General features: G+C 65.0%; 12 protein-coding genes. 9 read left to right on the top strand and 3 right to left on the bottom strand.

Annotated features, from left to right (window positions below; all coding sequences use genetic code 11):
- Positions 1–21: 21 nt before the first annotated feature.
- The 5 genes from CH275_RS05830 to CH275_RS05850 are packed head-to-tail and all read left to right on the top strand — an operon-like array spanning position 22 to position 4,821.
- Entirely contained in the window at positions 22–843 is an 822-nt protein-coding gene (locus CH275_RS05830) for an ABC transporter ATP-binding protein (RefSeq protein WP_256990873.1), read from the top strand.
- Positions 833–1,555: an ABC transporter ATP-binding protein gene (locus CH275_RS05835; protein WP_094676098.1), complete on the top strand. Its 723-nt coding sequence runs from the start codon at positions 833–835 to the stop codon at positions 1,553–1,555. The genes CH275_RS05830 and CH275_RS05835 overlap by 11 nt, the downstream gene beginning before the upstream one ends.
- 26 nt (positions 1,556–1,581) lie before the next feature.
- Complete coding sequence (locus CH275_RS05840) at positions 1,582–2,460, top strand: branched-chain amino acid ABC transporter permease (RefSeq protein ID WP_094676100.1); 879 nt, start codon at positions 1,582–1,584, stop codon at positions 2,458–2,460.
- Position 2,461: 1 nt separating this feature from the next.
- Positions 2,462–3,505, top strand: coding sequence for a branched-chain amino acid ABC transporter permease (locus CH275_RS05845; RefSeq protein WP_094676102.1), 1,044 nt, complete (start codon positions 2,462–2,464; stop codon positions 3,503–3,505).
- A complete protein-coding gene (locus CH275_RS05850) occupies positions 3,502–4,821 on the top strand; it encodes an ABC transporter substrate-binding protein (protein WP_094676104.1) in 1,320 nt (439 codons plus the stop codon). Before CH275_RS05845 ends, CH275_RS05850 begins: the two co-directional genes overlap by 4 nt.
- 137 nt (positions 4,822–4,958) lie before the next feature.
- Here the strand turns inward: CH275_RS05850 and CH275_RS05855 are convergent, their stop codons facing one another.
- Complete coding sequence (locus CH275_RS05855; RefSeq protein ID WP_052065035.1) at positions 4,959–6,302, bottom strand: acetyl-CoA C-acetyltransferase; 1,344 nt, start codon at positions 6,300–6,302, stop codon at positions 4,959–4,961.
- An 83-nt stretch (positions 6,303–6,385) separates the two neighbouring features.
- On the opposite strand from CH275_RS05855, the gene CH275_RS05860 reads away from it, so the two are divergent.
- Both CH275_RS05860 and CH275_RS05865 read left to right on the top strand, forming a co-directional pair.
- The gene (locus CH275_RS05860; RefSeq protein WP_057479733.1) at positions 6,386–7,732 is read left to right on the top strand and encodes a 3-oxoacyl-ACP reductase; all 1,347 of its coding nucleotides are present in this window, start codon (positions 6,386–6,388) and stop codon (positions 7,730–7,732) included.
- Positions 7,729–8,586, top strand: coding sequence for a MaoC/PaaZ C-terminal domain-containing protein (locus CH275_RS05865; RefSeq protein ID WP_094676106.1), 858 nt, complete (start codon positions 7,729–7,731; stop codon positions 8,584–8,586). Before CH275_RS05860 ends, CH275_RS05865 begins: the two co-directional genes overlap by 4 nt.
- A 74-nt stretch (positions 8,587–8,660) precedes the next feature.
- Here CH275_RS05865 and CH275_RS05870 read toward each other — a convergent pair whose 3' ends face one another.
- On the bottom strand, positions 8,661–9,263 hold the full coding sequence (locus CH275_RS05870) for a TetR/AcrR family transcriptional regulator (RefSeq protein ID WP_094676108.1): 603 nt from the start codon (positions 9,261–9,263) through the stop codon (positions 8,661–8,663).
- A gap of 62 nt (positions 9,264–9,325) precedes the next feature.
- The gene (locus tag CH275_RS05875; protein WP_094676110.1) at positions 9,326–10,501 is read right to left on the bottom strand and encodes a glycoside hydrolase family 3 N-terminal domain-containing protein; all 1,176 of its coding nucleotides are present in this window, start codon (positions 10,499–10,501) and stop codon (positions 9,326–9,328) included.
- 154 nt (positions 10,502–10,655) lie between these two features.
- On the opposite strand from CH275_RS05875, the gene CH275_RS05880 reads away from it, so the two are divergent.
- Both CH275_RS05880 and CH275_RS05885 read left to right on the top strand, forming a co-directional pair.
- Entirely contained in the window at positions 10,656–11,123 is a 468-nt protein-coding gene (locus tag CH275_RS05880; RefSeq protein ID WP_027495380.1) for a universal stress protein, read from the top strand.
- Positions 11,124–11,226: 103 nt separating this feature from the next.
- Positions 11,227–11,397, top strand: coding sequence for a DUF2613 domain-containing protein (locus CH275_RS05885; RefSeq protein ID WP_080730504.1), 171 nt, complete (start codon positions 11,227–11,229; stop codon positions 11,395–11,397).
- The last annotated feature ends 4 nt before the right edge of the window (positions 11,398–11,401 follow it).

Below are 11,401 nucleotides of genomic sequence, written 5' to 3' on the forward strand. Positions count from 1 at the left end.
ACAGATTGTGAGGTGCATCACTTGAACTCTCTCGACACGATGGAGCCGGTCCTCACCATGACGGACGTCGAAGTGTCCTTCGGCGGAATCGTCGCGCTCTCCGGAGTCAGTCTCGACGTGCGCCCCGGCGAAGTCCTCGGCGTCATCGGACCCAACGGCGCGGGCAAGACGACTCTGTTCAACGTTGCGTGCGGACTCGTCCGACCGCAATCGGGAACACTCGGCCGACACGGTGAAACGTTGACTCGACTACGACCGCACGACCTCCCCCGACTCGGTATGAGCAGAACCCTGCAGGGACTCGGGTTGTTCGATCGGATGACCGTGCTGGACAACGTCATGATCGGTGCCGACCGAACAGCTCGTACCGGAATCATCGCCGGCCTTCTCGGTCTGCCGTCGAGCGCCTCCGACGACGCCGCGGTCCGGTCCACCGCGATGGCCACACTGCAGCGATTGCGGATAGACGACTATGCGCATCGATTGCCACCGAGCCTGCCCTACGCGGTCCGCAAACGTGTGGCGCTCGCACGCGCTCTGGTCAGCGAGCCGACCCTGCTTCTGCTCGACGAACCCGCTTCGGGCCTGTCCAGCGACGAGATGAGCGAACTCGGCGACGAGATCCGTTCTCTCGCAGTTTCACCCACCGGTTCCGAACCGGACAGACCTGCAACATCGGTCATGCTCGTCGAGCACCACATGGACCTCGTGATGAGTGTGTGCGACCGGATCTACGTACTGGATTTCGGCAGGGTCATCGCCCAGGGCACACCCGATGAAATTCGCGAGGATCCTGCCGTGCTGGCCGCGTATCTCGGAAACGAAGTGGCACATGAAGACTGACGCGGCACACCTGAAGATCACCGACCTCACCGTTCGCTACGGCCCGGTCACCGCCCTCGATTCGGTGTCGATGACGGTCACGGCCGGTGCCATCACGGCCGTACTCGGGGCCAACGGAGCAGGAAAGACGACGCTGCTGCGCACCGTCTCGGGGTTGCTCCGACCGGTGTCGGGACGCATCGAACTCGCAGGAGTCGACGTGGTCGGCGTAGCACCGGATCGCATGTCTCGCAAAGGACTTGCGCACGTCCCCGAGGGGCGAGGGGTGATAGCCGAACTGACCGTCGACGAAAATCTTCGACTCGGCGCGCTCGGCCGCAACAGAAGTCACGACGCCGTCACCCTGGACCGCATCTACGACATGTTCCCGCCCCTGACCGGCCGTCGAGCCTCGTCCGCGCACACCCTGTCCGGCGGGGAACGGCAGATGCTGGTGATCGGTCGAGCACTGATGGCGACACCATCGGTACTTCTGCTCGACGAACCGTCGCTCGGGCTCGCCCCGAAAGTCGCCGCGCAGATCTTCGAGACATTGCGCGCTCTCGTCGATTCCGAATCGATGACCGTCGTACTCGTCGAGCAGAACGCGAGGAGCGCCCTGTCGATCGCCGAACATGCCGTCGTCCTGGATCTGGGCAAGGTCGCGGTGGAAGGTCCCGCCGATACCTTGGCCGGGGACGACGCCCTCCGACACGCCTATCTCGGGTTCTAGAGCAAGCCGAAAGGACGCCAGCCACAGTGCAACAACTGCTCACCATCCTCATCAACGGCGTGACAACAGGCATGATCTACGCCGCGTTCGCGCTCGCCCTCGTACTCATCTGGCGATCGACCCGCATCGTCAACTTCGCACAGGCTCCGATGGCCATGATCACCACGTACGTGGCACTGGTCGTCATCGACGCCGGCTACTCGTACTGGATCGGATTCGGAGTCGCCCTCCTCAGCGGCCTACTACTGGGGGCGTTGATCGAACGACTCGTCATTCGATTCGTCGACAGTTCCTCGCACATCAACCCGGTGATTCTGACGCTGGGACTGTTCATCATCATCCACGCGTTGGCTGCCATCATCTTCGGCAACCAATTCCGTTCCTTCCCAGCTCCGTTCGGCCTGACCGGCCAGCGAATCGGAGAGATCAACGTGGCGCTGACCGGGTACGACATCTTCAAGATCATCGCCGTCCTGGTGGTGCTGGCACTGCTCATCCTGCTGTTCCGCTTCACCGATCTGGGACTGAAGATGCGGGCGAGCGCCTTCGAGCAGGAGGTCGCCAAGCTTCTCGGCGTACGCGTGAGCCGAATGCTCACCCTCGGTTGGGCTCTGGCCGCGGTGGTCGGATCGTTGGCGGGTCTGCTCATCGCGGGCGGTTCGCTGGTGCATCCGGGATACATGGACTCGATCGTCGTATTCGGTTTCGTCGCAGCAGTTCTCGGTGGACTGGACAGTCCGGCGGGCGCGGTGGTCGGCGGCCTGCTGATGGGCGTCGGACTCAGTTTCGTCAGTGGCTATCTCGGACAGGATCTCGTGTCCAGTGCGGCCCTGGTGATCCTGATCGTCGTCCTGCTGGTGCGACCGAGCGGACTGTTCGCCAGCGCCGCGGCCAGGAGGGTCTGACATGAACGCAACTCTCACGCGTCTCGCGGCCACCCCGGTCCGACGCCACTTCCTCTGCGCCGTCATCGGACTCGTCGTCATCGTGCTTGCGCTCGAATCGCTGAGCACCTTCCGCCAGAGCCAGCTGACCTCGGTCGCCTATCTGGCGATCGCGGCGGGCGGACTGACGGTCCTGACCGGGTTGAGCGGCCAGCTCTCGCTCGGACACGGTGCGTTCATGGCCGTCGGTGCGTACACCGCGGCGTTGATGCTGCGTGCCAACGATTCGGGCTGGTCGGTGCCTCTCGTCCTGCTCGCCGCCACCGTGATCTCGGCCGTGGTGGGTGTCGTGGTGGGAGTGGCCGCCGCCCGGTTGCACGGACCGTACCTGGCCGGTGCGACGCTGGCGCTCGCCGTCGCCGTACCCGGACTGGCCCTGTACTTCTCGGACTACCTCGGCGGCGAACAAGGACTCGTCGTCCCGGCACCGAAAGTGCCGGAGCTGATCGACGACGTGATGTACTTCGTCACCGGAAACGAGCTCAGCGGAACGAAATTCGTCGCCTACGTCAGCTGGATACTGCTCGTCCTCGTGTTCTTCCTGTTGGCGAACATCTCGTCGAGCCGAATCGGACGTCGCTGGCGGGCCGTCCGGGACGACGAGGTCGCCGCCGAGTTGGCCGGCATCGACCTGGGGCGTGCACGCATTCTCGCGTTCGTCGTCAGCGCAGCATGTGCGGGCGCGGGCGGCGCGGTTCTCGCGATGTCGGCGCGCATCGCGGCACCGAGCGGATTCACGCTGACCCTGTCACTGACGCTGCTCTCGGCCGTCGTCATCGGTGGGCTCGGAACCCTCTCCGGCGCATTGATCGGGGCACTGCTGCTGACCTACATCCCACCGGTGGTCACCAACCTCGGACTCGACCTGGGGCTGAGCAGTCTGCAATCCGCCGAACTCGCACCCTTGGTGACCGGAATCTTCACCGTCCTGGTCATCCTGTTCGCCCCACTGGGTTTGGTGGGCACGTTCCGAAAGTTGCGTTCAACCAGAAAAGAGATGAAATGAAAAAGTTCGGATCGGTGGCGGTCAGAACGACCGCGCTCGTCGCCGTCGTCTCGTTGGCCGCAGCGTGCGGCGCCGGCGGTAGAGACGAGGCGACGGAATCCTCGGAAGGCTCGACGGTCGGCATCACCGACACCTCGGTGAAGATCGGTGCCCACTTTCCGTTGACCGGGGTCGCAGCACCCGGCTACAGCGAAATTCCCACCGGGGCGCAGGCCTACTTCGACTACGTCAACGCCGCAGGCGGCATCAACGGCAGGCAGATCGAATACGTGGTTCGAGACGACTCGTACGATCCGACCACCACCACCCAGGTCGTCAACGAACTGGTGCTGCAGGACGAGGTGTTCGCCGTCGTGGGCGGACTCGGCACGGCGACCCACAGCGCGGTCATCGACTTTCTGAACGAAGAGGGAGTGCCGGACCTGTTCGTCTCCTCCGGCGCGATCATGTGGGGCAACGACCCGGAGAAGTACCCCAATACCTTCGGCTGGCAGCCCGATTACCAGGTCGAGGGCAAGATCATCGGTGACTGGGTGACGAAGAACCGGCCCGACGCCAAGGTCGGTCTGTTCCTCCAGGACGACGACCTCGGCCGAGACAGCGAGGAGGCGGTGCGCCAATATCTCGACGACCAGATCGTCGAGGTCGTTCGCTACACCTCGGGCAACACCGACGTCGCACCTCAGATCGCGGCCCTGCAAGGTGCCGGAGCGGATCTGATTCTCGGCTTCAACGTGCCCTCGTACACAGCACTGAGTCAACTGACCGCCATGCGGCTCAACTACGACCCCGAATGGTTCTACAGCTCGATCGGTTCCGACGTGGACCTCGTCGGCTCGCTGCTCGGACGCTTCTCCCAGGGTGCCGTCACCGACGGTGCGCAGTCGCTCGAAGGCATGATTTCTCTGGAGTACATCCCCGGCGTCGACTCCCCGGAGAATCCGTGGACCCAACTCTGGCAGAAGGTCTGGGCCGAGAACGGAACCGGTGACCCGCTGACCAACTACCGCATCTACGGTCTGAGCCAGGCATACGCATTCGTGCAGGCGTTGGAGGCGGCAGGCGAGAATCCCACTCGCGAAGGCATCGTCGCGGCAATCCAGGACGGCGGGATGGACTTCGAAGGACCGCAGTTGGCCCCGTTCCGGTACTCGGATTCGAGTCACCTCGGAATCTCCGGTGCCAGCGTCTTCCAGATCCGCGGCGGCGTGCCCGAGTACCTGACTCCGGTACTGCAAACCGACATCGGTGATTCGGCAGTCGAGGAATACACCGGCGAGGAATCGACCCCGCCGGAAAGTGGCATACCCGGCTGATCCGACGCGAAAGGGCACGCAGAGCGAACTCTGCGTGCCCTTTTCTCACGTAGTGGTCGGCAGATCCGAGAACCCCTCGATTATCGGATCCACCGACCCTGTGTCCCCCGAATCGTGAGCAGCCGAAGCTGCAGTGATCAGCGCTCGATGATGGCCGTGACGCCCTGGCCACCGGCCGCGCAGATCGAGATCAGGCCACGGCCCGAGCCCTTCTCGGCCAGCATCTTCGCCAACGACGCCACGATGCGTCCACCGGTTGCGGCGAACGGGTGACCCGCGGCGAGCGAGGATCCGTTGACGTTGAGCTTGCTGCGATCGATGGAACCGAGCGCCGAGTCCAGACCCAGACGCTCCTTGCAGTACTCGTCGCTCTCGAAAGCCTGCAGGGTTGCGAGCACCACCGAGGCGAACGCCTCGTGGATCTCGTAGTAGTCGAAATCCTGCAACGTCAGGCCGTTGCGCGCGAGCAGACGCGGGATCGCGTAGGTCGGAGCCATCAGCAGACCGTCCTTGAACGAACCGTTGCCGTGCACGTAATCGACCGCTGCGGTCTCGGAATCGACCAGGTGCGCGAGCACCGGGAGGTTGCGCTCGGCAGCCCACTCGTCGCTCGACAGCAGCGCAGCCGACGCGCCGTCGGTGAGAGGAGTCGAGTTACCCGCCGTCATGGTGGCGTCGCCCAGCTTGGTTCCGAAGACCGGCTTGAGCGTCGCGAGCTTCTCGACGGTCGAACCCGGACGCAGGTTGTCGTCGCGCGTGAGACCGAGGAACGGCGTCACCAGATCGTCGAAGAAACCGCGGTCGTAGGCGGCTGCCATGTTCTTGTGGCTCGCTGCGGCCAGCTCGTCCTGGTCCTCGCGGCGGACGCCGAATTCCTTGGCGGTGATGGCGGCATGGTCACCCATGGACAAGCCGGTGCGCGGCTCGCCGTTGCGCGGGATCTCGATGCCGAGCATGCCCGGACGAACGTTGCCGAGGAGCTTGATGCGGTCGCCGGTGCTCTTGGCCCGGTTCAGGGAGAGCAGGAACTCGCGCAGTTCGTCGTTGACGCCGATCGGAGCGTCGGAGGTGGTGTCGACACCGCCGCCGATTCCGGCATCGATACGGCCCGAGGCGATGGCGTCGCCCACGGCGATGATCGACTGCAGGCCGGTACCGCAGGCCTGCTGGATGTCGAAGGCCGGGGTGTACGGGCTCAGCGCGCTGCCGAGCACGACCTCGCGGGTGAGGTTGAAATCGCGCGAATGCTTGAGCACGGCACCGGCGGCGACGAGACCGAGACGCTCGCCCTGCAGGCCGAATCGCGAGACCAGCCCGTCGATGGTGGCGGTGAGCATGTCCTGGTTGGACGCCAGCGCGTACTTCTTGTCCGAACGCGCGAACGGAATGCGGTTGCCACCGACGATTGCGACCGGTCGTAGCTGCTTGCTTGTCACTGACGTCTCCAAACATCGTGGAAAAAGGCCCTGGTGGAGTTTCATCTTACTGGCGAGTAAGTTGGTTGTCGACACCCGGTCGTGCGCCTCGCTCCTCGAGCGAGCAGCGCTGAATGAAAGGTACGACAGTGGCAGCCTCCAAGGGAGCCCCAGATCTCTACTCAACGTTCCTCGCGTCCGCGCCGGGAGCCTTCATCGCCAAGCAGGCCGGCCTGCCGCAGCCCGAGAAGCTGCGCCGCTACAAGGCAGGCGAGCCCGCATTGGCCGGCCCGGTCCTGATCGGTGGCAGCGGTCGACTCGTCGAACCCCTGCGTGAGCTGCTCTCGGACTACCCGCAGTCGCAGCCGCACGACGACAAGCACGGCGGACTCGTGTTCGACGCCACCGGCATCGGCAACGTCGCCGAGCTCGAGCAGCTGTTCAAGTTCTTCCAGCCGGTCATCCGCAACCTCGCACCGTCGGCTCGCGTCGTCGTCATCGGCACCACCCCCGAAGAGACCTCGAGCGTCGACGAGCACATCGCTCAGCGCGCCCTCGAAGGCTTCACGCGCAGCGTGGGCAAAGAGGTCAAGCGCGGTGCCACGGCGCAGTTGGTCTACATCTCCCCCAACGCGTCGACGGGCCTGTCCGGTCTCGAATCCACTCTCCGATTCCTGCTCTCGGCCAAGTCCGCGTTCGTCGACGGCCAGGTCATCGCCGTCGGTGACGCCGACTCGCAGGCCCCGGCCTCGTGGGACAAGCCGCTCGCAGGCAAGGTAGCCGTCGTCACCGGAGCGGCCCGCGGCATCGGTGCCACCATCGCCGAGGTCCTCGCCCGCGACGGAGCCACGGTCATCGCAGCCGACATTCCTGCTGCCGGAGAAGCACTCTCGCAGACGGCCAACAAGGTCGGCGGCACCTCGCTCGCACTCGACGTCACCTCTCCCGACGCAGGCGAGGTCCTCTCGAAGCACCTGCTGGAGCGCCACGGCGGAGCCGACATCATCGTGCACAACGCCGGCATCACCCGCGACAAGACCCTCGCCAACATGGACGACGCCCGCTGGAACTCGGTCATCGGCGTCAACCTTGCTGCCCCGCAGCGCATCACCGACGAGCTCGTCGCCTCCGGCGCACTCAAGGACGGCGGCCGCGTCGTCGACGTGTCCTCCATCGCAGGTATCGCCGGCAACCGCGGCCAGACCAACTACGGCACCTCCAAGGCCGGCGTCATCGGCCTGGTGCACGCGTCCGCGCCGGTGCTGGCGAAGAAGAACATCACCATCAACGCCGTCGCCCCGGGCTTCATCGAAACCGCGATGACGGCGGCAATTCCGTTCGCCACCCGCGAGGCCGGACGACGCATGAGCTCGCTGCTGCAGGGCGGCGAGACCGTCGACGTCGCAGAGTTGGTCTCGTACTTCGCTTCTCCCGCATCCAACGCCGTCACCGGCCAGGTCGTGCGTGTGTGCGGCCAGAGCCTGCTCGGCGCATGAGCACCGTCACGCTCACCGCGCAGCCGAAGACGTCCGACATCTACACCTCGGCCGCGCTCGGCGCGCTGCCGTTCTTCGGATCCAGGTCGTCTTCGGTACCCAGCACGGTGTACGAGCTCAAGGGTCTGCGAGTGGACCCCGACAACCTCGCCGGGTACTGCCGCGCGACGGGGCTGCGCTTCGGCGATCAGCTCCCGGTGACCTACCCGTTCACCCTCGTATTCCCGACGGTGATGAAACTGATGGTCTCCAAGGGCTTTCCGTTCGCAGCCATCGGTTCGGTGCACGCCGAGAACGTCATCGAGCAGTTCCGTGGCATCTCGGCGTCGGAGCCGCTCGACGTGCGGGTGCACGCAGAGAACCTGCGCGAGCACCGCAAGGGCTTGTTGGTGGACCTGATCAGTGAGGTGAAGGTAGGACGCGAGCTGGTCTGGAAGCAGACCTCCAGCTTCCTGAGCCTGCAGAAGACGTCACTGTCGGGTGGACCTCGCGAAACACCGCCTGCCGACGAGGTTCCGCCGCCCCCGACCCGCACTCTGCGCGTCGATCAGCGGATCATCAGCCGGTACGCGGCCATCTCCGGAGACCGCAACCCGATCCACGTATCCTCGCTCGGCGCAAAGGCATTCGGATTCCCGAAGACCATCGCGCACGGAATGTGGAGCGCGGCAGCCGTACTGCAGACCGTCGAGGGCCGAATCCCGGAGGCTGTGAACTACAGCATCCGCTTCGGCAAGCCGATCATTCTGCCCGCGACGGTGAACGCCTATGCCGACGCCGTCGGTACCGGCTGGGACCTGTCGCTGAAGAACCCGAAGAAGGGCTACCCGCATCTGACGGGCACCCTGCGCTGACTGCTCGAACTCGAAGTCATGGACGAATATCCCCGGATTTCCGTCCATGACTTCGAGTTCGGCGGCCGTTCGGACTAGGTAGCGGCGGTTTTCTTTCCGGCCAGGCCGCGCCACGCCAGATTTTCCAGGAGATCGGCTGCAGCGTCGACCTCGATTTCGCCACCCGCCACTCTGTCTGCGACGGCCTCGCCTGCACCGACCAACGCGACGGCCATGAGCCCGAAATTCTGTGACTGCTCCGGATCCCTCGTGCTCATCGCCAGCAAACCCGCCGTCAGCTCGATCAGCCGATCCCGGCTGCTCTGCACCTGTGAGGCGAACGCCTGCTGGCCGATCGCCTGACGGTAGAGCACCATCCACGACTTCCGATTCTCACCGACGAATCCGAGGAAACCGATCAGCGCCCGGCGCAACTGCTCGCGCGGCGTCAGCGTCGGATCTGCAGCAGGTGTCAGAGCTTCGACGAACTTGACGCCCTCGCGGTGGATGCACGCGGCGAACAACTCGTCCTTGGACCCGTAGTACAGATACAGCATCGGTTTGGAGATGGCCGCCTTCTTGGCGATCGAATCCATCGACGTCTCGTGAAAACCGTTGTCGGAGAACACATCCACCGCCGCGTCGAGCATCTGCTGCTCGCGGACGGCGCGGGGCAATCTCTTGGTGCCGCCAGCCATGGACCCTCCAATACGTACGAAGTACTAGACGTTACTCCACAGTAAGGTCGGGCACCGCGCAATCAGGCTCCGCACGCCCCCTTGAACCGCGCAACCGTCGCCGCGGCCTCGTCCACCTGTGCCGCGGCAAGGCGTCCCGTCGCCACTGCGTCTTCGAGATTGTCCAACACGGCCGGGACCTGATCGGTGGTGAGCCACAGCGCCACATCGGCACCCGCGACCAACGCAGACTCGACCGCGTCGACGATCCCGAGTCGCGCCGTGATCGCCGCCATGCCGCTGAGATCGTCGGTGAAGATCGGGCCGTCGAACGGAGCGGCACCGTATCCGACGCCGTCGCGCAGCAACGCCATCGCCGCCGGGCTGATACTCGCCGGCACCCCGAGCTCGGTCAGTCCGGGCACGTCGAGGTGCCCCACCATGACGCCGACGCCGGAGTTGTTCAATGCCGCGAACGGAAGCAGATCCTTGGTCTTCAGCTCGTCGAGCGATGGAGTCGTCACCGCGCCGGTGTGCGAATCGCCCGAACCCGAACCGTGCCCGGGAAAGTGCTTGATGACCGGCTTGATTCCCGCGTCTTCCAGGCCTCGCGCGTACGCCCCCGCGTACTCGATGACGACCTGCGGATCGTCGGAGAACGACCGATCGCCGATGACGGAATCGTCGGGCTGAGCACTCACATCGACCACCGGGGCGAAGTCGACGGTGACCCCGAGATCCTTCAGACCCCGGCCGCGCGCCAACGCCTCCTGATATGCCTCGTCCACTGTCATCGTCTGCGCCAACACCCGCGCCGATGGCGCCTCCCCCAGCAGATCCGCAACCCGCGAAACCCGTCCACCCTCCTCGTCGATCGTGATCATCGGAGCCACCGCGGACGCGTCGAGCACCTGCGGTACCTCCCGATTGCCGAGCATCGACTCGTCGGTCCAACTGCCGACGAAGAGACCACCGACCTGCTCGGTGGACATGATCTGCACCGCGTCCGCAGTGCCGGTGACTCCGACGGTGAGCAGCTGAGCGAGTCGCTGACGCTCCGACAATCCGCCGACGAACGCCGCGCACTCGTCGACCGGCGGCACCGGTTGCGGGACCGTCGTGTCGGCTGCGGTCGTCGTAGAAGCGGGCGGCACTGTCTGCGTCGACGCCACCTGCGCAGCCTCCGTGGAGCACGAGACCAACAACCCCACACCGACCGTCATCACCGCAGCGGACCGAACCGAAAACCGAAGTCGCATGGACACGACGGTAGTCGAGATCGTCGGTGTCGCTGCCGCCCCTCCGGTCCGGGATCAATGCGCCTTTGTTGCATTCTGAGCGACTGAAACCCACATTGATCCCGAAGGGGGTGGGGGTAATCTGGACGAACGCGACATGAGGAGGAGCTCGACCATGACCGCAGACCTCATCCTGATTGCCTACGACGGCTCCGACAACGCCAAACGAGCCATCGACTACGCCGGCCGGTTTCTCACCACCTCCCGCGCGATCGTCGTGACGGCGTGGGAGCCGATGGTGCGTCAGGCAGCACGAATGTCGGGCCTGTCCGGGGTCATGCAGCCCGAATGGGTACCCGACGACGAGGCCGAGGACGTCGCGCTGACCGACGCGAAGGTGACCAACAGCGAGGGCGTCGCACTGGCCGAGGCCGCAGGCCTGAAGGTGGAAGGGCAATGCACCGAATGCACCACCGCCATCTGGAGTGCGATCGTCGAGAAGGCCGACGAGATGAACGTCGACATCATCGTCACCGGCACCCGAGGCACCACCGGTCTGCGTGCACTACTGCAGAGTTCGGTGGCCGAGCACGTTCTGCGACACAGCCACCGACCCGTCCTGATCGTTCCGCCCGGCAAGTAACGCGTCCACCGGCCAGTTCTGCAGGTGCGAGTGATACCGTGATGCCCGCGTGGGGGTCCACCTCACCCGTTCGTGTGTCGACCCGACTGACTGGAGAACCGAGATGAAGTTTGCTGTCCCGGGTGTCATTGCCGCCGTCGTCGGAGCCGTGCTGGGTGCGGGCGTCGTGTTCGGAGTCACCGCCGCTGCAGCCGACAACTCTCGTCCCGATATCGATCGCACCGGAAACGCCGACTCGTCCCTGCTGAACCAGGTTGAGTACGGCAGCCGCTGACGCT

Origin of the sequence: Rhodococcus sp. 06-235-1A, assembly GCF_002258785.1 — a bacterium.
Taxonomy (GTDB): Bacteria; Actinomycetota; Actinomycetes; order Mycobacteriales; family Mycobacteriaceae; genus Rhodococcoides.